The sequence below is a fragment of the Ornithinimicrobium murale genome, from assembly GCF_003352835.1.
Taxonomy (GTDB): domain Bacteria; phylum Actinomycetota; class Actinomycetes; order Actinomycetales; family Dermatophilaceae; genus Ornithinicoccus; species Ornithinicoccus muralis.
Genome location: NZ_QLVD01000029.1, coordinates 35,117 through 55,560 on the forward strand (window position 1 = coordinate 35,117; position 20,444 = coordinate 55,560).

General features: G+C 71.4%; 12 protein-coding genes. 10 read left to right on the top strand and 2 right to left on the bottom strand.

Features of this window, described 5'->3' with window-relative positions:
• The first annotated feature begins 140 nt into the window (after window positions 1-140).
• The 3 genes from DPQ65_RS15755 to DPQ65_RS13820 are packed head-to-tail and all read left to right on the top strand — an operon-like array spanning window position 141 to window position 5,316.
• Window positions 141-569, top strand: coding sequence for a hypothetical protein (locus DPQ65_RS15755; RefSeq protein ID WP_162802244.1), 429 nt, complete (start codon window positions 141-143; stop codon window positions 567-569).
• The gene (locus DPQ65_RS13815; RefSeq protein ID WP_162802245.1) at window positions 569-3,148 is read left to right on the top strand and encodes a glycosyltransferase family 2 protein; all 2,580 of its coding nucleotides are present in this window, start codon (window positions 569-571) and stop codon (window positions 3,146-3,148) included. The genes DPQ65_RS15755 and DPQ65_RS13815 overlap by 1 nt, the downstream gene beginning before the upstream one ends.
• A complete protein-coding gene (locus tag DPQ65_RS13820) occupies window positions 3,148-5,316 on the top strand; it encodes a glycosyltransferase family 4 protein (protein ID WP_114907938.1) in 2,169 nt (722 codons plus the stop codon). The genes DPQ65_RS13815 and DPQ65_RS13820 overlap by 1 nt, the downstream gene beginning before the upstream one ends.
• On the opposite strand, the gene DPQ65_RS13825 is transcribed toward DPQ65_RS13820, so the two are convergent.
• The gene (locus tag DPQ65_RS13825; protein WP_162802246.1) at window positions 5,286-7,067 is read right to left on the bottom strand and encodes a glycosyltransferase family 4 protein; all 1,782 of its coding nucleotides are present in this window, start codon (window positions 7,065-7,067) and stop codon (window positions 5,286-5,288) included. The two genes, DPQ65_RS13820 and DPQ65_RS13825, sit on opposite strands and share 31 nt — an antisense overlap.
• A gap of 10 nt (window positions 7,068-7,077) precedes the next feature.
• Entirely contained in the window at window positions 7,078-9,147 is a 2,070-nt protein-coding gene (locus DPQ65_RS13830) for an acyltransferase family protein (RefSeq protein WP_162802247.1), read from the bottom strand.
• 243 nt (window positions 9,148-9,390) lie between these two features.
• Between DPQ65_RS13830 and DPQ65_RS13835 the strand changes: the two genes are divergently transcribed.
• The 7 genes from DPQ65_RS13835 (at window position 9,391) to DPQ65_RS13865 (ending at window position 20,383) form a co-directional block, all read left to right on the top strand.
• Entirely contained in the window at window positions 9,391-13,020 is a 3,630-nt protein-coding gene (locus tag DPQ65_RS13835) for an FtsX-like permease family protein (protein ID WP_114907941.1), read from the top strand.
• A complete protein-coding gene (locus DPQ65_RS16360) occupies window positions 13,017-15,827 on the top strand; it encodes an ABC transporter permease (RefSeq protein WP_114907942.1) in 2,811 nt (936 codons plus the stop codon). The genes DPQ65_RS13835 and DPQ65_RS16360 overlap by 4 nt, the downstream gene beginning before the upstream one ends.
• An 84-nt stretch (window positions 15,828-15,911) precedes the next feature.
• Window positions 15,912-17,090, top strand: a complete 1,179-nt coding sequence (locus tag DPQ65_RS13845) for an ATP-binding cassette domain-containing protein (protein WP_114907943.1) — start codon at window positions 15,912-15,914, stop codon at window positions 17,088-17,090.
• Window positions 17,087-17,791, top strand: a complete 705-nt coding sequence (locus DPQ65_RS13850; protein ID WP_114907944.1) for an ABC transporter ATP-binding protein — start codon at window positions 17,087-17,089, stop codon at window positions 17,789-17,791. Before DPQ65_RS13845 ends, DPQ65_RS13850 begins: the two co-directional genes overlap by 4 nt.
• 42 nt (window positions 17,792-17,833) lie before the next feature.
• Complete coding sequence (galE, locus tag DPQ65_RS13855; RefSeq protein ID WP_114907945.1) at window positions 17,834-18,871, top strand: UDP-glucose 4-epimerase GalE; 1,038 nt, start codon at window positions 17,834-17,836, stop codon at window positions 18,869-18,871.
• Window positions 18,872-19,083: 212 nt separating this feature from the next.
• Complete coding sequence (locus tag DPQ65_RS13860; protein ID WP_114907946.1) at window positions 19,084-19,470, top strand: BlaI/MecI/CopY family transcriptional regulator; 387 nt, start codon at window positions 19,084-19,086, stop codon at window positions 19,468-19,470.
• Between the two features lie 13 nt (window positions 19,471-19,483).
• Complete coding sequence (locus DPQ65_RS13865) at window positions 19,484-20,383, top strand: M56 family metallopeptidase (protein WP_114907947.1); 900 nt, start codon at window positions 19,484-19,486, stop codon at window positions 20,381-20,383.
• Window positions 20,384-20,444 lie beyond the last annotated feature (61 nt).

Genomic DNA, 20,444 nt, shown 5'->3' on the forward strand with positions numbered 1-20,444 from the left:
GTGGCCCGGGACGGCCCCGCGGCGGGATCACAGGCGGGTCGGGGAACCTCGGGCCGGCGAGCACGTGGCATGCTTGGTCGCCAGAGTGCCGCGGGCCTGGCGGGACCCGCCCGACCGACCAGAAGCGAGGCGACCGCGCAATGTCATCAGCCACGGGGTCATCAGCCACGCCGACACCCACGAGGCCAACACCCACGAGGTCGACGGCCAAGGGGCGATCGGCCGGACGGATCCTCGGCCGCATCCCGTCAGCGGCGGTCCTGACCGCGCTCGGCCTGGTGGGGGCACTGACCATCGTGGCGGCCGTCCTGACCTGGTGGCTCGCCGTCACCATCGGGCTGGTCCTGCTCCACCTGGGGACCACCCTGGCCGTGATCGGCCCCTGGGGCTCCCGGCCGCCCAAGCGGCCCAAGGACAACAGTGCGCAGGTCACCGCCCACATCGTGGACCTGGAGCAGCGCGTCGACGCCCTCAGCTCCCGCCTGGTCGCCAGCACCGAACGCACCCGCGTGGAGCTCCTCGACATGCTGGCCGACCGCCGCGACATGGAGGGGAACCGGCCGTCCTGATGGGTGCGGACACCACCAACGACCTGGTCGCCCGACTGGCCGAGGGGCTTCGTCCCGATCGCATCGAGCCCTACACGGCCTTCGCGATCCGCACGCGCAGCCCCTTGGCCCCCGAGGTGCTCCGCGCGGCCGGCCAGGACGCGGCGTTCGCCCGGCTCGTCGCCCTCTCCGGGACACCGGACGCACACACTCGCGGGCTGGAGCTGCTCGATGCGATCGTGGCCCGCGAGGGGGTGGGCTCGCAACGTGCGGAGATCGCCACGCTCTACGCGCAGCTCCTCGTGCGGACCGACCGTCGGGAGGAGCTCGAGACGCTGCTGAACGACCCAGGGGTGCCGCTGAAGTCGCTCGACCGGTGGTCCCTGCGCAGCGACCTGCTGAACCCGCACCGTCCCGGGGCGGAGGAGCCGTCCGAGGGCCTCTCGGCGGCCGAGGACCGGTGGCTCACGGTCCTGAACGAGATCCTCGACGCCGACGGGCTGGAGCCGGTGCGCCTGCTCCCGCCCACCCCTGACCAGAACCCCTATCAACGACTCGCCGCCCCCACGGAGGAGCAGGTCGACGGGGAGCTGGTGACCGTCGTGATGTCGGCATTCCGGCCGGACCGGGACCTGCTGCTCGCCGTGCGCGGGGTGCTGGAGCAGACCTGGCGCAATCTCGAGCTGCTGGTCGTGGACGACGCCTCGCCGGAGGGCGCCGAGGAGTTGTTGGCGCAGGCCGAGTCACTCGACTCCCGGGTCCGGATCGTCCGGGCCCCCCGCAACGGGGGCACCTACCAGGCCCGCAACCTCGCTCTCACCATCGCGCGTGGCCGGTGGATGACCTTCCAGGACAGCGACGACTGGACCCATCCTCGCCGGATCGAGCTGCAGGTGCGGCACCTGCTGGAGAACCCCACGCTGCTGGCCAACCGGACCTGGACGCTGCGCGCCTACGAGGACCTGACGCTGACCTACGTCGGCTACCCCGCGGCCCGGCTCAATGCCAGCTCACTGCTCTTCGACCGGGTGCCGGTCCACCGGCTCGTCGGCGACTTCGACTCGGTCCGCAAGTCGGGAGACATGGAGCTCCCGTTCCGGTTGCAGGCCCTGCGGGAGGGCAGCGTGCGCGACCTGCGCCACCCCTCACCGCTGGCGATCACTCAGCTGCGGTCCAACTCACTCTCGCGTGCGGACGCGGTCCCGGGCTGGCTCCGGTGGGACCGGCTGGCCTACCGGGACAGTTACATGGAGTGGCACGACCAGATCAGGGCCGGCCGCCTCGAGGCGCGGCTGCCGCTGGCCGACGCACCGGCACGACCCTTTCCGCTGCCACGTGCCTCGTGGGCACCGAATCGGCCAGCCGCGCCACGTCCGCCTCACTGGCAGGTCGTGGTGCTGGGCGACCTGCGCACCGGCCAGCCCCGCGCACCGCGGACCATGGGCGTGGCACGCGCCGCCTCCGACGCCGGCCTGACGACCGCGGTGGCGAACACCGAGTCCCCCCACCCCGTGGCCCGCAAGCGCGAGGCGGCCGGCCGCGCGCTGGCCCACGACACTCGACTGGGACGGGTCGGGCTCACCAACGTCCACGAGGACGACGGCACCGACCTGCTGGTCGTGACCGACCCGGCCAGCCTGCTCCACCTCGACGCGGCGAGCCTGCCGGCCCGGGAGATCCTGGTGCTGGCCGATGAGGCGGACCCGGACCAGTGGTCGGTGGCCGCCGTCGACTCCCGGTGCGAGCAGCTGTTCGGGAGACTTCCCAGCTGGGGCGGACCCGCTCACCTGCACGAACTGCCCGACGGTCCCTCGGCCTGCCGGGTGCAGGTCCCGGACGACCGCTGGGTCGAGGCCGACTTGACGCTCGTCACCGGCGCAGACTGGCCCAGGGTGCGCACCGCCCGGCGCGGTCGGACGACGGGGGGTGCCGTGGTGATCGGACATCACCTGCGGGACTATGTCGCTCGCTGGCCCCGGGGGCCCAAGGCCCTGCGGCGCGCCTACCCCCTCACACCGGTCCCGGTCGATGAAGCCAGCGACGTGTCGGTCGAGGTGCACACGCTGGGCGGACTGACGACCCCGACCCAGGTGCTCAGGCGTGAGCTGCCGCCGCCCTCCTGGTTGTCCTTTCTGGGCACCGGGATGACCCTGCGGGAGTTCCTGTCCCACCTCGACGTCTGGGTCTACCACGGCACCTGGGACCTGCACGCCGAGATCGCCACCCTGGAGGCACTCGCGGCCGGGTTGCCCTGTGTCCTGCCCGAGGCCGCGGCGGACAGCGGTCTGCTGGGGCGAGTCCGGTGCGTCGGCCCCAGGGAGAGCACCGCCGCCGTGCTGGAGCTGCTGGGCACCGAGGACGACCCGGATCACTCGGCCCGCCGACGCGCCGACGTGTGGGAGCAAGCCTTGCGTGCGCTGCTGGGCCAGTCCGAGGTCGGTGCCCTCGACACACCGCCCGGCCCCACGGCACCACCCGGCCCCACGGCACCACCCGGCCCCACGGCGCCCCCCGGCCCCGCGACCAGCCTGGAGATGACGGAGGACACCGCGCAGGGTGCGGCCGACCGGCTCCCCACCGGCGGCCCGGGAGCCGGCTGATGGTGACCCGGCGCGCACTGACCCGGCGCGTCCGTGCTGCGCTGCTGCCCCTGGCCAGGCAGGTGCCCCGCACCTTCGGCCCCGCCCCGCTCCGGCTCCTGTCACGTGATGCGCGGGTGGCCGCGGCCGAGCAGCTCACCTCCACCGACCCCCAGCGGGCGCATGCCCTGCTCGAGCAGGAGCTGGCACCCGATGCGCCGGCGAGGCTGGTGCGGACCACCGCCGTGGCGGCCTTCCGCGCTGAGGACCACGCGCGTGCCGTCGAGCTGCTCACGTCGCTGCTGACCGGTGGCGAGGCCAGCTCAACCGACCTCCTGCGTCTGGCCCAGTCCGCACGCGAGATCCGCGATCGTGCGGTCCTCGACCGTGCGCAGACCGCGCTGCTCCAGCAGACCCCCGCCACGGAATCGCAGGTGCGTCGCACCATCGCCGCGCTGGCCAAGATCGACCACCGCCACCGGCCGGACCTCCAGCGCTGGCGCGACCGCACAGCAGCCCGCCATCCCGGCGTCACCCTGGCCGGGGCGGACGCGCTCATCGCCGCGGCCCGCGCGTCCGAGCTGGCGCTCGGTGGTCCGCTCGAGGCCTCTGACGTCGCCGAGCTGCTCGCGCTCCCCGAGGGTGCGACACACCTGGTCCGCCGGCTCACCGGGACCCGCCGGTTCGCCGACCTGGCGGCCCTGCTGCCGACCTGGTCGCAGGAGACGCTCGACAGTGTCTCCGCGGCGGCCTGGCGCTGGCTCTCGCGGCACGCGGCGGGCCACGGGTGGACCGCCCTCGCGGCAGAGGCCGCCGGCCGTGTCGACGGGGACTCACCGCAGGAGACGACCCGGGCACTGCTCGCGGAGGCCGCCGACGAGGAGCACCTCCTGGCCCATCCCTGGGAACCCCCGGTGCGTGCCACCGCGCCGGCCGACCTCGACACCCGCTCCGTGCTCTCGGTCCTCGGCCAGTCCCTGCCGCTGCGCTCCGGTGGCTACGCAACCCGGTCACACGGCATACTCACCTCCCTCGCCGAGCGGGGCTGGCAGGTCACCGCCGTGACCCGGCTCGGCTTCCCCTTCGACCAGTGGTGGCAGGCCGACGACGAGCGTGTCCCGCCACCCGTGGACGTGGTCGACGGCATCCCCTACCACCGGCTGCTCACCGACGGGGTCCGCCACTACCCGCGGGTCCCGTTGACGCCCTATGTCACCCAGGGAGCCGCCGGGATCGTCGGACTCGCCCGGGAGAAGCGGGCCAGCCTGATCCACGCCTCCAGCCTGTATGACGTGGGGATGGCCGGTCTGACGGCCGCCCGTGAGCTGGGGGTCCCGTTCGTCTACGAGATGCGGGGGCTGAAGCAGCTGCTGGAGGGAGCCCGGCTGCCGCTGTTCACCGGATCTCCGCGCCACCACTACCTGGACCTGCTGGAGGCCACGGTCGCCCGGGAGGCCGATGCCCTGCTGGTGATCACGCACGCCCTGGGGCGCGAGATGGAGCGCATGGGTGTGGACCCCTCCCGGATCACGGTGGTGCCCAACGGGGTCGACGTCGACCGCTTCACCCCCCGCGAGCGCGACCAGGGGCTGGCCGAACGGCTGGGACTGGCCGACAAGCAGGTGATCGGCTATCTCGGTGGGCTGGTCCACTACGAGGGGCTGGACCTGTTGTTCGAGGCCCTCGTCCGGCTGCGCGAGCAGCGCGACGACTTCCACCTCCTGGTCGTGGGGGACGGTGCCTACGAGCGCAAGCTGCACATGGTCGTGGAGGAGCTGGGCGTCGGTGACCTCATCACCTTCACCGGCCGGGTCCCGCACGAGGAGGTCGAGGACTACCTCAGCCTGGTGGACATCACCCCGTTCCCCCGCAAGCCGCTGCCGGTCTGCGAGATGATCTCGCCGATCAAGCCGTTCGAGTCGATGGCGATGCGCAAGGCAGTGGTGGCCTCCGATGTGGCGGCACTGGCCGAGATCGTCCAGGACGGGGTGACCGGCCGGTTGTTCGCCAAGGGCGACGCCGATGACCTCGCACGGGTGCTCGGTGAGCTGCTGGACGACCCCGGCCAACGGGCCAGGCTGGGTGCCGCAGCCCGCGACTGGGTTGCCCGAGAACGGGACTGGAGCCGCATCACCGACTCCGTGGACGGGGTCTACCGTCAGTTGCTGGACCCCAGCACGGCGTCGTAGACCGCCGCATAGCGTTGCTCGTTGTGCGCCCACGTGCGGTGGTTGAGCACCCAGTCCCGCGCACCGGCCGCCAGCTCCGCTCGCCGCCCCGGGTCGGCGGCCAGTCCCTCCAGCACGTCGGCCAACGAGATCGCGTCCCCGGTCCGGAAGGTCTCACCGCGCTGGCCGTCGCCGGTGATCTCCTGCAGCGCAGGCAGGTCGGAGACCACCAGCGGGATGCCGAGGGCCATCGCCTCGTAGGGCTTGAGGGGTGTCACCAGACGGGCAGCCCGCTCGTCGATGCGGGGGATCACGAAGACGTCCAGCTGGGCGTAGTAGTCGCCGACCTGGTCGTGCGGGATGCGCCCGGTGAACAGGACGGCCTCGCCTGCGCCGACGTCATCGGCGTGCTGCTCCAGCAGCTCGCGACGACTCCCCTCCCCGACGATCAGGGCGGTGGCCGGCACGCCGCGACGGCGCAGCTCCAGCGCGGCGTCGATCAGCAGCTCCTGGCCCTCCCGGTGGTGGTCCAGGTTGGACACGTAGCCGAAGGTGAACCGGTCGGTCAGCCCGAGCTGCTCGGTCAGCGCCCGGTCCCGCTCGCGCGGCACGAACGCCGTCGGGTCCACGCCGTTGGGGACGACGTGCACGTGTGCGGCATCGATGCCGCGGGACACGATGTCGTTCTTCATCGACTCGCTCAGCGTGACGACCGACGCCGCCTGCTGCTGCGCCCAGACGGAGGCGGCGATCCTGCGGTCATAGAGCTCTGCCCGCTCGCCCCACGCCGTGTCCTTGGTCCAGAGGGCCTCGAAGAAGCCGCGCACCTCATAGACGACGGGCAGGTGCAGGGCCCGGCCGACGGCGAGCGCGACCAGGGCCGCCTCGGTGCCGCGGTTGCCGGAGTGGACGTGGATCAGGTCGGGGTCCTCGGCGGCCACGACCGGGACCAGAGCCGTTGCGTAGGCGCCGAGGTAGTCCTCGATGGTCTCCTTCTCCGGGATCGGGTCGCGCAGCAGATGGACGTAGCGGATGCCACCGACCTCGTCGACCTCCGGGGCCTCCTCGATGCCGATGGTGCGGGGGAAGTCCAGTGCGGTCACCGCCACCGGATCCAGACCGGCCCTGGCCTGGCCGATCAGCGTGTACATGCTGCGCATCGAGTAGCCGCTCTGCCGTTGCGGCACCCCGATCTTGAGCAGGTGCAGGACCTTGCCGGTCCGGGTCCGGTCGGTGCTGTCCTGGCCGGTTGAGTGCGGCAGGTCGGCCAGCACGTCGGGGTCGATCGTCGGCAGCCACCCGGGCTCCGACTCCTTCCAGCGGCCTTCCTGGATGCGCAACTGGTGGATCAACAGCTTGTTGCGCGGGGACAGCTCAATGCGGCGTCGCAGCACGGCCATGTGCAGACTGATCGCTCCTGCCTGGGCGGCGGTCGCCTGCACCTGCTTGATCAGCTCCTGCTCGGGCTGGTCCTGTTCGTTGATGCGCGCGAACTCCTGCTCGGCCAGGGCCAGGGCCTGCTCGTGCTCTCCGGCGTCGCTGAGCCTCTTGAGCCGCCGGGCCGTGAGCTGGTCCTCGGTCGGCGGCGGAGGTGGTGTGGGCTCGGCCGAAGGGGCCGGCTGATCTGCGGGCGCGGCCGGATGGTCCGCCGAGGGCGACTCGGATGCCGGCTGCTGGCCCTCCGGTTCCGTCGGACTCTGCCGGCCGGTCCTGCGGGCGAGCGCGCCGAGACCCCGACGCACACGACCGCCCCAGGCTCTCAGATCAGACACGGCGTCGAGACTACTCGCTGTCGCGCTGCGGCACGTCGTCCAGCTCGATCTCCTGAGCGGTCGCCTGCGTAAAGCCCAGGCTGCTCAGTTGCCGATAAAGGAACGGCGTCAGCGAGCGAGCGTAGGTGTCGGTGATGTGGCTGCCCTGTCGATAGATCAGCTGCCCTCCGATCGCCACGGGACACACAGCGTCGTCCGGGCAGATCCACTCCCGCGGGTCGAGGAGCACGGCGCCAGTCGCCTCAGACAGCGAGGTCATCAACTGGCCGCCCTGGGGCTCATCGAGGGGGAAGTCACACGCTCGCAGGTCGTCGAGATTCTCCGCGGCGCACTCGTAGATCTCCTTCCCTGGTGACGAGTTGTCCATCATCACCAGCACGGGGATGCCGGCGTCCTGCAGCGCGGTGGCGGCAGTGATCATGCCCTCCAGGAGCTCCGGCTTCGGACCACTGCCGGAGTTCATGATCACCAGGTGGGGCGGGTCCTCCTGCGTCACCAGGGTGTCGACAACCGTGCGCCCGAACTGGTTGCAGTCCTCCATGTGGTGGCCGGCGACGGTGGCCGCGCAGGAGGACTTGAGGTAGGTCGTCAGTCGCCACCCCTCCTCCTTGGCGATCGCGTCGTACCCGGCAAAGTACTGCCCGAGCTTGGAGTCACCCCAGAGCACGACCTCGGTCTCTGCCCCGGGGACGCCGTAGACACAGTCTGGATCCGGGTCGGGCTCGCCCTGGGCGATCTGGCACTCGTCGTCGTAGTAGCTGGGGATGTCGTCCCGGGCGAGGGCGGGATCGGGTTGAAGCGGACCGGTGCGTGTGTAGGCCGTGCTCGGATCCTCGATCCGCTGCCACGTGGAAGCGTCCGGGTCAGCGACCAGTGCGGCCGCTCCCGGAGTCGTGACGGCGTCCTCCAGGCTCGGGCGGCTGACCCAGGCCGCACCGGTCACTCCGCAGATCACTGCCATGGTCAGGCCGCCCATCGCCAGCGAACGCCACGGCCGGGAGGTCAGCGACGTGCGAAAGCGGATGGGGTCCTCGACCAGGACCTTGGTGGCCCAGGCCAGCAGGATCGACAAGACGCCGAGACCCACCAGAACCGGAGCGCCCAGTTCTCCCCACTGCGCCTCGGCGAGAACGACCAGGGGCCAGTGCCACAGGTAGATCGCGTAGGACAGTCCGCCGATCCACACCATCGGGGGCAGGCTGAGGAGACGGCCCACCACGGTGGGGTGGCCTGGGACACCAGCGGCGATGACCAGGACCGCGCCAAGAACCGGCAGGATCGCGGCCGAGCCCGGCCAGGGTGTGCTCTGGTCATAGAGGGTCACCGACACCAGGATCATGGCCAGGCCGGCCGCCACGGCCTGCTGGGCGACCAGCCTGGACAGACCCGCTAGCCAAGGCACGGCAAAGGCCAGCACGGCCCCGGCCGCCAACTCCCAGAGCCGGGTCGTGGTCACAAAGTAGGCCGTGGCCGGGTCGGTGGAGGTCAGCACGACCGACCACACCAGCGAGGCCACCCCGAGTAACGACAGGAGCAGCAGCATGGTGCGGACCACCCGGAGGCGGAAGCGTGCGGCCAGAACCACGGCGATCAGGATCATCAGGGGCCAGACGAGGTAGAACTGCTCCTCCACGGACAGCGACCAGTAGTGCTGCAGCGGGGAGACGCCGGACCCCTCAGCCAGGTAGTCGACCGACCGCGAGGAGAGGACCCAGTTGACAACGTACAGGGTCGATCCGAAGACATCAGTGAGCAGGTTGGACCGAGAACTCGCCGGCAGCACGAACCACCCGACCACCAAGGTGAACAGGATCACCACCGACGCCGCGGGAAGTAGCCTGCGGGCCCGTCGGGCATAGAAGTTGACGATCGAGACCGTGCCGGTGCGTTGCACCTCACGCAGCAGCGCCGAGGTGATCAGGAAACCGGAGATCACGAAGAAGACGTCGACTCCCGCGAAGCCGCCCGAGATCCCGGGGGTGTGCAGGTGGTAGAGCAGCACTGTGCCAACCGCGATCGCCCGGAGTCCCTCGACATCGTGTCGCAGGTTCCGGGCAAGTGTGGGAGAGGGCGAGGTCACTGTGCGGGAGGTCCTGATCGGTGTGCTGGAACGCCGCTGATCCTCTCACGGGTGCCTGCACCGCCCGTCGAGGACGGGACCCTGTCGGACGGCGCGTCGTGCGGCCCGAGGGGCCGCCGATGACCCGGATCACGAATGGGCAACGGTTGAGTAAAGTCGTTGCATGGCACGTCCGTGCATGTCACAGTCACTCTGGGTCGTGGGGTCGACTGGCATGAGGGCACGGCAGGGAGAGGGACATCCATGGGCGTTGTTGCGCTGATCGTCAAGCGCGCCCGTGCCGGCTTCGGCCTGCTCCTCACCATCTTGGTGCTGGTCGCCGGAACGACCGCCATCATCGCCGGCACCCTCGGCTACTCCGAGGCCGCCGCCACCACCGCCGCCCGGCAGGCACTGAGCGCCCCGGACCCCACGGAGGCCGGAATCCGCGTGCAGACCCGGCTGGCGGAGGATCCCGCCCGGCAGGCCGCAGAGGCCGAGCGGATCATTCGTGAGGAGTTCAGCCCGACCGACGTACTCATCCAGCGCACAGTCGTCTCCGAGCCGCGATCGGTCGCCGACCACGACGGCAAGTTGGTCGTGATGGCCGGTCCAGCACTGACCCCGGACGACCCGAACTTCGCCGACCGCATCGAGGTGGTCGAGGGTTCCTGGCCGCAGGCCGACGACTCCGAGGCGGTCCAGGGTGCACTGCACGAGGGCGCCGCCGCCCAGTGGGAGGTCGGCGTCGGCGACCAGTTGGACGTCGGCGGCACCACGGTCCAGATCAGCGCGACCTGGCGGCCGGTCGATGCCCAGGAGGCGTTCTGGTTCGGCGACCCGATGATCGAGGGCGGCAGTGCCGACGCACAGATGGGGCCGCTCGTCGTCCCCGAGACCGACACCACTCACTTCGGGGACACGCCCTTCGTCCAGTTCACCGTCCAGCCCGACGCCGAGCGGGTGCTCCCCGCCGACATGCCCCGTCTGGCCGCGGTCGCCGGTGCCCTGGACAGCTCGTTGCGCACCCCGGAGGTGGAGGTCCGCGGCGTCACCGTCGAGGGTGACCTGGCCCCGACCGCCGGGGCTGCCTCGCGGAACCTGGCCACGGCACGCGCCCTCAACCTGGTGCCGGTCACCCTGCTGCTCCTCGTCAGCCTGATCGCCATCGTGCAGATCGCCCGGCTCCAGGCCGAGGCACGCTCCGGCGAGGTCGAGCTGATGGTGGCCCGCGGCGCGTCCCGCGGTCAGTTGTTAACCTGGTCGATCGTCGAGTCCGTGGCCGTGGCTGTGCTCGCCGCCGCCCTGGGCACGGCGACCGCCCTGGGGGTGATGCAACTGGTCCCGGCGGGAAGCCTGCAGACGGGCACCGTGATCCGGACCGGTATCGCAGCGGGTGTGGCCGTGGTTGCCGCCCTGGTGGTCGTCGCGGTGCTGCAGGTCCGCACGCTGTCCGCCCGCACCGCGACGGACCGCTCGGGCCGCACGCGCGCCGCCGCGGCCCTCGGCACGATCGTGCTCACCCTGGGTGCCGCCGCGATCTCCTGGTGGCAGCTCAACCGCTACGGCTCGCCCCTGGTCACCAACGCCGACGGCAGCCTGCGCACCGACCTGGTCGCCGGCGCGGCCCCGGCTCTCCTGCTCGCCGCCGCCGCCCTGCTCGGCACCATGGTGCTCGGGCCGGTGGGCCGCTTCGTGGAGACGATCAGTCGCCGCTCCCGCGGCCTGCTCACCCACCTGGTCTCGGCCCAGGTCTCCCGGCGCATCGTGGTCTATGCCGTCCCGGTCGTGCTGACCGTCCTGGCGGTCGGAGCGACGACCGTCGCAGGCTTGTATGCCGGCACCTCCGCCCAGTTGCGCGAGGGCCTGGCAGCCCTGGGTCGAGGGGCGGACATCCGGGCTGTGGTCACCTCCGCCCCGGTCTCGCAGACCACCCTGCCGAGCGTGCCGAGCCTGGGCGGTGTCGACGGCGTCGACGCCAGCACACCGGTGTGGTTGTCCGACGGCCGGCTGGGTGAGAACGTCGTCGCCTACACCGCGCTCCCGGTCGACCAGCTGGGTCAGGCTGTCAGCGTCCCCGACGGCGTGCTGGACGTGCCCGAGGTGACCGAGGCGCTGCGCGGTCCGACCAAACCCGAGGGCGCCATCCCACTGCCGGAGGCGACCACCGCCCTGGACCTGACGGTCGAGATGACCGCATCCCCGCACGACGTGGAGGCACTCCAGGCCGCGATCACCCAGACCTACGACTGGACCCACGAGCAGTTCGGGCCCGACTTCACCGACGACCCTCCGCCACCCGAGTCGATCGAGGAGATCGCCTGGAGCCAGGTGCACGACATCGTGCGCCCGTTCATGTCCGGTCGGGAGGTGACCCCGATCCTGTGGTTCTGGGATGAGGCCAGCACGAGCCTGGTCAGCGTCCGCGGGGAGCCGATTCCGATCGAGTTCGACGTCACCCTCAGCGAGCGCCCCGACGAGGTGAGCGACCCGCCGCAGGCCCCCTCCGTGGACGCCGCTCCCCTCAGTTCCACGGGACAGATCCAGGTGCCGGTCGAGGCCGGCCCGGGTCGCAGTCTGGTGGCGATCGACCTCGGGTTCCAACAGGCGGGCGGGAATCTGTCCACCAACGCCCTGACCGCCTCACTGTATGACCTGGACCTCACCCTGACCGGACTCACCACCAGTGGCGGGGACGGTGCCGGGACGGACCTGCTGGCAGATCCGGCCGTGGACGGCTGGGAGACCCCCATCCCGGGTGAGCTGCCGGACTTTGACCCGGAGCAGGGCGCCTATGTTGCCCCGCCGACGGCGGGAACGCTCTCCCAGGGGCCGGAGGGGCTCGCACTGACCGTCACCACCGGCGTGGAGGCCAGTGGTGTCAGTGGTCGCCCGGGCGCGTCCGACGATGTCGCCGTCGTGCCGCTTCAGGCCCCCGGGATCACCGCGATGGGCTCCGCCACCCCGGCCGGACCGGACGGATCGGAGCAGGCCGAGAGCACCCAGGACGCAGATACCGCTGTCACCGGCGACCCTGGCCCGGCCACCACTGAGGGGAGTCCGACCACCTCTGACGGGGATCCAGCCACCTCCGACGGGAGTGACGAGCAGGCGCCGACGGCTGCCGACGGCACCGTGCCGGTCGCGATCACCCACTCCCTGGCCGAGACCGGCAACTTCGAGGTGGGGATGCCCATCACCGTGCAGGCCTTCGGCGGCAACATCCCGGGGCAGGTGGCGGCGATCGTGACCGCCGTGCCGGGATCGACCGCTCCGCACAGCGCCCTCATGGACAGCGCGGCCCTGAGCCAGCACCTCACGGACGCCGGCGACAGCCTCCCGCGACCGAACCAGCTGTGGGCCAGCAGCAGCGACCCCGACACGGCGCTCGCCGGTGTCCGGGAGTTGCCGGCCGTCGCCTCCGCGACGGGCCCGGGCGAGGTGTCCGTCACCGACGCCGCGAGCGCCGTCCGCCTGGTCTTCTGGGTGGCCTCGGCCGGTGCCGTGCTCCTGGCGGTGACCGGCATCGGTGCCGTCGCCGCCAACCTGCTGCGGGTGCGGCGCGCTGAGGTCTCGGTGCTGCGGGCCCTCGGCATGACCCCCGGCGGCCAGGCGCGGGCCCGCGCCGCCGAGCTGCTCGCCGTGGTGGTGGCCTCCATCGGCCTGGGCCTGGTGGCCGGGTGGCTGGTGAGCTGGCTCGTCGTGCCCGAGCTGTCCCGCAGCACGACGCTGGCCGGCCAGGCCGAGCTCCCGGCACCCCTGGCCCTCGAGGTGCCCCTGTGGGCGGGCCTGATCGGTGCGCTGGTGGCCGTGCTCCTGCTGCTGCTCCTGGTCCTCTACACGACGGTGCGGGGCCAGGCGCTGGACCACGAGTATCGGGAGGAGATCCGGTGAGCCGTCACTCCACGCCCCGTCTGCCCGGTCGCCTGGGCGTGCTGCGCAAGCAGTTCCTCGCCGACCCGTGGCCCTCCCTGCTGCTCGCCCTGCTCGTCGCGCTCGTGGCTGCGGCCTCGACCCTCTGGCCCCGCTACATCCTGGACATGAACAGTCGGCAGGTGCCCTACCAGGTGGAGGCACTGTCGGCCCAGCAGCGCGACATGACGGCCTTCTGGACCGCGACGATCGTGCCGGAGCCAGACCGGGAGTACACCTCGGCAGAGGACACCTGGGGACCGGTCTTCGACGGCCTGGAGGCGGTGCGTCAGGACCAGCCCGAGCCGCTGCGCTCGATGCTGCAGGAGGGCGACTTCTTCATCGAGCTGGGCAAGAACGACACGGCGCGGATCCCCCCGGAGGGCACCGAGTACGCGGAGGTCTATATCCAGCAGCGGGTGGACCCCCACCTGGAGGAGCACGTCGAGCTGGTCTCCGGGGAGTGGCCGGAGATGGTCCTCAACGAGAGCCCGCAGCTGCTGGCCGAGGACATCGCAGAAGGCACCGCCAGCGGACCGGTCCAGGTGCTGCTGCTGGACGAAGCCGCGCAGCGGCTCAACCTGGAGGCCGGGGACGAGTACCAGGACTTCCTCATCACCGGCACCTTCACGCCGACGGACCCCGAGGACCCACGCTGGGCGCACATGCCCAACTCGACCTCGGTGGGGGAGATCTTCTCCGGCAACAAAGGCCTGATGGGGTTCGTGACGGCATACCTGCCCCCGGAGAACCCGGGATCGACCGGCGCGATCACCAACAACAACATGAACCTCTTCTACCCGCTGGACGGCAGCGCCGTCCCGGGTGACCAGGTGGACGCGGTGACCGCCCAGCTCATCCAGATGAGCTCGACCCAGCAGGACATCCGACTGCCGGACTCGGAGGAGGGCTTCAACACCACCTTCAACTCGCCCGACGTCAACCTGGCCACCCCACCGATCCAGACCACCTTCGGCGCCGAGGTGCTCAGCACCTTCGAGGACCTCTCCCAGCAGCAGCGGGCGACGGCGTCCATGCTCGCCGTCGTGGCCGCCGGGCCGATCGGCGTGGCGCTGGCCGTGTTTGCCCTGGCGGCACGACTCATCACCTCCCGCCGGCAGCAGGCCCTGGCGCTCGCGACCGCCCGGGGCGGGTCCCCGGCCCAGGTGCGCGGTGGCATGTTCCTGGAGGGGCTGGCCCTGGGGATCCCGGCCGCCGTGGCGGGGCACTACGCGGCAGACCTGGTCAACTCCACCTCCAGCGGTTGGACCGAGTGGGTCCCGGTCGTGCTGATCGGGCTGGCCCCCGCGGGACTGCTGGCCCTGACCACCAGCACAGAGTCCCGCAGCAGCCGGCGCGACCTCAGCAGCAAGGGCGCCAGCCGCGTCCGGGTCCTCATCGAGGTCGTGGTGCTGGCCCTCGCCGGGCTGGCGGTGTGGCGCCTGTTCGACCGGGGACTCACCGGCGTCGCGGAGACATCTGCGGCCACCGGCGAGGAGACGGTCGCCGTGAACGTGGACACCGGCGTGGACGTGCTGATGGCGGCCACGCCCATCCTGCTCGCCCTGGCCGCCTGCGTGATCACCCTGCGGCTCTACCCCGCCCCGGTGCACACGCTGATGGCGTTCTTCCGCCGCCGGCGGGGCCTGACCAACTTCCTGGGTGCGGCGCGAGCGGTGCGCGACCCCGCGGGCGGCATGGTGCCCGCCCTTGCGGTCATCCTCGGCGTCTCGGTGGCGGTCCTGTCCTCCGTGCTGTCCTCCACCATCAGCAGCGGTGCGGAACAGGCGGCCTGGCAGTCGGCCGGTGCCGGCGTGCGCCTCTCCGGCCCGTCCTGGAGCGAGGAGGACCTCCAGCCCGTCCGTGAGGTCGAGGGCGTGGAGCAGATCTCGGTCGTCGGGACCGCCGCGCAGAACCACGACCTCACCGGCGAGCTCACCGCACGTGGCCTGACCGTCTACCTCGTGGAGGACGCGCTCCAGGAGGTCTGGGCCGACACGCCTCTGGACCCGCTGCCCGAGGAGCTGTTCTCCGGGTCGTCGGTCACGCCCGTGATCAGCGGCGGCACCTTCGAGGCCGACTCGGGCACCGGGACCCTGGACGGTCGCGGGGAGGTCGAGGTCATCAGTCACGTCGACGGGCTGCCCGGGGTCCGCACCCGCGGGGCCTTCATCGTGGTGGACCGGGAGGCGTGGGAGGCCACCGGCGGCACTGTGCCCGACGCCGACGTGGTGCTGGTGTCCGCCAGCGACCCGACCCAGAACGAGGATCTGGTGGCCGCGCTCAACGAGGCCATCCCCAACGCCCTGGCCGAGACTCCTCAGGAGAAGCTCTCCACCTTCCAGGAGTCGCCCGTCACCGGCTCGATGCTCTGGTTCTTCGCCGCTGCCGTCGTCGCCACGACCCTGCTGACGGTGCTCGCCGTCATCTTCGTGCAGCTGATGGGCGCCGCGGCGCGGACTTCGCTGTTCACCGTCCTGCGCACCCTCGGTCTCAGCCAGCGGCAGGCCCGTGCCCTGACCTCCTGGGAGCTCGGCCCGCTGGTGGCGATGGCCTTCGTCGTGGGGGCCGGCCTGGGCGTGCTCGTGCCCTGGCTGCTGCTGCGGGCCATCAGCCTGACCGGTCTCACCGGCGGGTCCACGCAACCGACCCTGTCCCTCGACTGGATGGTGCTGGGCCCGGTGATCCTGGGCATCCTGGTGACGGTCGCCATCGCGATCGCGGTGTCCGCGGCGATGTCCGGTCGGGCCGATCTGGTCGACCAGCTCCGCAGGGGCGAGGAGAGGTAGGCATGCGATGACGAAGGGCGCAGCCCAGATGACCACACCCACCGCGCTCCCCCGGAGGCCCGCGCGGGACCACAAGGAGTCAGCATGAGCACATCCACCGCGCTGAACAGCATCGCCACCCGCGACCACGGCGGCCCCGACATCCTGTGCGAGGACCTGGTCCGGATCTATTCGACCGAGGGCGTGGAGATCCAGGCCCTGCAGGGCCTCAACCTGCGTGTCGAGCCCGGCGACGTCGTTGCCCTGGTCGGTGCCTCGGGGTCGGGCAAGTCGACCCTGCTCAACATCCTCTCCGGACTGGACAAGCCGACCGGTGGCCGGGCCACGGTCGCCGGTGTCGGCCTGGGATCGATGACCCGTCAGCAGCGGGTCAACTACCAGCGGCACACGGTCGGGTTCGTGTGGCAGCAGACCTCCCGCAACCTGATGCCCTTCCTCACCGCCGCCGAGAACGTCGCGCTGCCCCTGCTCATCAGCAACGCCCGGGAGCGCCGGGAGCGGGTCGGCGAACTGCTCGACCTGCTCGACGTCTCCGACGTGCGCGACCGGCGCCCCGCGGAGATGTCCGGTGGCCAGCAGCAGCGCGTCGCGATCGCCACGGCGGTGGCCAACAACCCGAGCGTCCTGCTCGCCGACGAGCCGACCGGTGAGCTCGACGACGCGATGTCCGAGATCGTGCTGGAGTCGATGCGGGACGCCTCCGAGAAGCTCGGTGTCACCGTGCTGATCGTGACCCACGACCCGACCATCGCCGACCACGTGCGACGCACCGTCCAGATCCGGGACGGCCGGACCTCCACCGAGGTCCTGCGGCACACCGAGGTCGACGAGCACGGCGTGGAGCACCTGGTGGCGCAGGAGTACACCGTCATCGACCGGGCCGGCCGGATGCAGCTGCCCAGCGGCTACATGACCGAGCTGGACCTGCGCGACCGGGTGCGCCTGGAGCTCGAACAGGATCACGTGGGCGTCTGGCCGGACGCCGAGCGGCACCACCCGGTCGAGCCGGAACCGCACCACCCAGTCGAGCCGGAGCCGAACCGGTCGGTGGCCCCGCACCCGGCCGCACCCACGCCTGCGGCCACACCCACACCTGCGAGCGAGTCGTCCGACGGGGCCGACCCCGCAGCCACCGAGCGTGCGGACGAGAAGCCGGCCACTCGGCATACCGGTTCTGGTGGTGCCACCGCAGTGGGGCACCGGCCGCCGGTCGAGGACAAGGACCCCAACGCCGCGTTCCGCCCGCCGAAGGAGGACCAGTGAGCGACTATCTGATCAAGGCCGAGCAGGTGTCCCGGACGTTCGGCAAGGGTGCTGCCGAGGTGCACGCGCTCGTCGATGTCGACGTCGAGGTGCACCCGGGCGAGCTGACCGTCGTGCGGGGGCCCTCCGGCTCCGGCAAGACGACACTGCTCAACATCCTCGGCGGGCTGGACCGCCCGAGCTCGGGCCGGGTGCTGCTCGGCGACGGGCAGGTGCTCTCGGAGATGAAGGAGAACGACGTGCTGGCGGTCCGCCGGGAGATGGTGGGCCACATCTTCCAGAGCTTCGGGCTGGTGCCGGTGCTGTCGGCCGCCGAGAACGTCGAGGTCGCGCTGCGACTCAAGAACACCCCGGTCGGTGAGCGGGCTGAGCGTGTGGCCAAGGCCCTGGACAAGGTGTCGCTGGGCAAGCACGGGACGCAACGGCCCTATGAGCTCTCCGGTGGTCAGCAGCAACGCGTCGGCATCGCCCGAGCCCTTGTCAGCGACCCCCAGATCCTCATCGCCGACGAGCCGACCGGGCAGCTGGACTCCGACACCGCGGCCACGATCATGGACCTGCTCTCCGAGCTGACCCACGAGCGGGGGATCGCCGCGGTCGTCTCCACGCACGACCCGATCCTGATGGAGCGGGCCGACCGGCTCGTCGAGCTCCACGACGGTCACGTGGTCAACGGAGTGACCGCAGCCGCCGTCTCCTGACCTGCTTGTCCACCGGGTGAGCGGTCTGGGAGGATTTGGGGCATGAGAGAGCGGATCCTGGTCAGCGGTGGCGCCGGGTTCATCGGCTCGCACACCGTGGTGGAGTTGGCCGCCACTCACGACGTGGTCATCGTCGACGACTTCAGCAACGCGGTGCCCGAGGCGGTCCAGCGGGTCCGTGAGCTCAGCGGCGCGCAGGTGACGCTGCACGAGCTGGACCTGCGGGACCACGAGGCTCTGCGCGCGGTCTTCGCCGAGCACGAGTTCGATGCTGTCATCCACTTCGCGGGCAAGAAGGCCGTGGGCGAGAGCGTCGAGAAGCCACTCGACTACTACGACAACAACCTCGGCGGGTCCATCTCCCTGCTGCGCGCCATGGCGGAGTTCGGGGTGCGCCGGCTGGTCTTCTCCTCCTCCGCGACCGTCTATGGTGCGCAGGCACCGGTCCCGATGACCGAGGACCTGCCGACCTCGGCGACCAACCCCTACGGCTGGACCAAGGTCATGATCGAGCAGATCCTGCGCGATCTCGCCGAGAGCGACCCCTCGTGGCGGATTGCCCTGCTGCGCTATTTCAACCCGGTCGGGGCGCACTCCTCCGGACGCATCGGTGAGGACCCGGCAGACATCCCGAACAACCTGATGCCCTTCATCGCGCAGGTGGCCGTCGGGCGTCGCGAGAAGCTTGAGGTCTTCGGTGACGACTACGACACCCCGGACGGCACCGGTGTGCGCGACTACATCCACGTCGTCGATCTCGCCCTCGGGCACCTGGCCGCCCTGGAGAAGCTCAGCCACACCGATGACCCTCTCTCGGTCTGGAACCTCGGCACCGGGCGCGGCACCAGCGTGCTGGACCTGGTCAGGGCCTTCGAACGGGCCTCCGGACGCGAGATCCCGCATGTGATCGCCTCACGGCGGGCCGGTGACATCGCCTCCTCGTATGCCGATCCGTCCCGCGCGCACGCCGAACTCGGCTGGCGGGCCGAGCGCACCGTCGACGACATGTGCGCAGACACCTGGCGCTGGCAGCAGGGCAACCCAGAGGGCTACGGCTCCTCCGAGGACGCGTCGGCGTAGAGATACCCTCCGCGACTCACGCGCTCGGTCGGGGCAGAACCCGGGTCACCACGCGCTCGGTCGAGGCAGAACCCGGGTCACCACGCGCTCGGTCGAGGCAGAACCCGGGTCACCACGCGCTCGGTCGAGGCAGAACCCGGGTCACCACGCGCTCGGTCGGGGGGGTCCTACGTGGCGTAGGAGACCCGGCGCCCAGGACGTATCCTTGGAGCATGTGGCCGTTCGGAACAAGTCTTGGTGACCTGGAGCGTGCCGTCATGGATGTCCTGTGGGACAGCGACGGCCAGCTCAGCGTGCGAGACGTGCACGAGCGGCTGGGGAAGGACCGTGACCTGGCCTACACCACCGTGATGACGGTGCTCGACCGGCTGGCCAAGAAGAAGGTCGTGACCCGGGTGCGCGACGGTCGTGCCTGGCAGTACTCCCCCGCCGCCACCCGCGAGGAGATGACGGCCGCGACGATGCGGGGCAGCCTGGAGGCCTTGGACGCCGACGACCGCAAGGCCGCGATGCTGCACTTCCTGGGCGAGGCGTCTGCCGGCGAGATCGCCGACCTGCGAGCCGCGCTGACCGAGGTCACCGAGCAGCAATCCAGCTGACCCGGCAGCCACCGTGTCCACTGCGCTGCCGGTCCTGGCACTGGCCGCACTGGCCGTCTTCGCCTCCGTCCTGCTCCCCCGGCTGCTGCCCCGGATCAGCTGGTTGCGCCGCACCCCGGCAGCGGCGCTGACCCTCTGGCAGGTCGCTGGGCTCACCGGGGTGTCAGCCGCCCTGCTGACCGCACCGGCTGCCGCGCTGTCGCTCTTCGGTCCGGGCGACTCCGTGCCGGCGCTCACCGGCGGCACGGTCCAGACCACCGTGGGTCTCGTGGTGGCCGCCATCCTCAGCGGCGGCATGCTGGTGCTGCTGTTGCGCTCCGGACACCAGGTCGGCCGCTCCCTGCGCAGCAACCGCCGGGAGCAGCGGCACGTTGTCGACGTCGTCGCCAGCCGGACCGACGGACGACTGCGCGTGCTCGACCACCCCGGCCGATCGGCATACTGCCTGCCGGGCCTGCAGTCCCGCGTCGTGCTCACCCAGGGCGCCGTCAACGCTCTCTCCGGCACCGAGCTGGAGGCCGTCCTGGCCCACGAGCATGCCCATGTGCGCTCCCGACACGACCTGATGTTGGAGTTCTTCACCGTGCTGCACCGCACGGTGCCCGCCAGGGTCCGCAGTGAGCCCGCCCTGGCCGAGGTGCACCTGCTGATCGAGCTGCTCGCCGACCGGCAGGCGGCCCGGAGGGTGGGCGTCAGCGCGATGGGCGGTGCTCTGGTGACGATGGCCGGCCGCGGACACCCGCGGGCGACGCTGGGAGAGGCGGCAGCCGACGGTGACGCCGCGGTGCGGATCCGCGCCCTCCCCGGGCACCTCAGGTTCCAGCCGACGGTGGTCCCGGTCGTGCTGACAGGCGTGGCGCTCGGCCTGCTGCCCTGGGCCCTGCTGGCCTGGGGGCTCTGGACCCGGTCGTGACCGCGGCGACGCTCACCTGACTGCCGTTCACCAAGCGTGTGCCAGACTCCCTCGAGATGCT

Coding starts and splice junctions, on each gene's coding strand:
- DPQ65_RS13845 (WP_114907943.1), top strand. CDS start 15,912: ATGAGCACATCCACCGCGCTGAACAGCATCGCCACCCGCGACCACGGC.
- galE (WP_114907945.1), top strand. CDS start 17,834: ATGAGAGAGCGGATCCTGGTCAGCGGTGGCGCCGGGTTCATCGGCTCG.
- DPQ65_RS13860 (WP_114907946.1), top strand. CDS start 19,084: ATGTGGCCGTTCGGAACAAGTCTTGGTGACCTGGAGCGTGCCGTCATG.
- DPQ65_RS13815 (WP_162802245.1), top strand. CDS start 569: ATGGGTGCGGACACCACCAACGACCTGGTCGCCCGACTGGCCGAGGGG.
- DPQ65_RS15755 (WP_162802244.1), top strand. CDS start 141: ATGTCATCAGCCACGGGGTCATCAGCCACGCCGACACCCACGAGGCCA.
- DPQ65_RS13835 (WP_114907941.1), top strand. CDS start 9,391: ATGGGCGTTGTTGCGCTGATCGTCAAGCGCGCCCGTGCCGGCTTCGGC.
- DPQ65_RS13820 (WP_114907938.1), top strand. CDS start 3,148: ATGGTGACCCGGCGCGCACTGACCCGGCGCGTCCGTGCTGCGCTGCTG.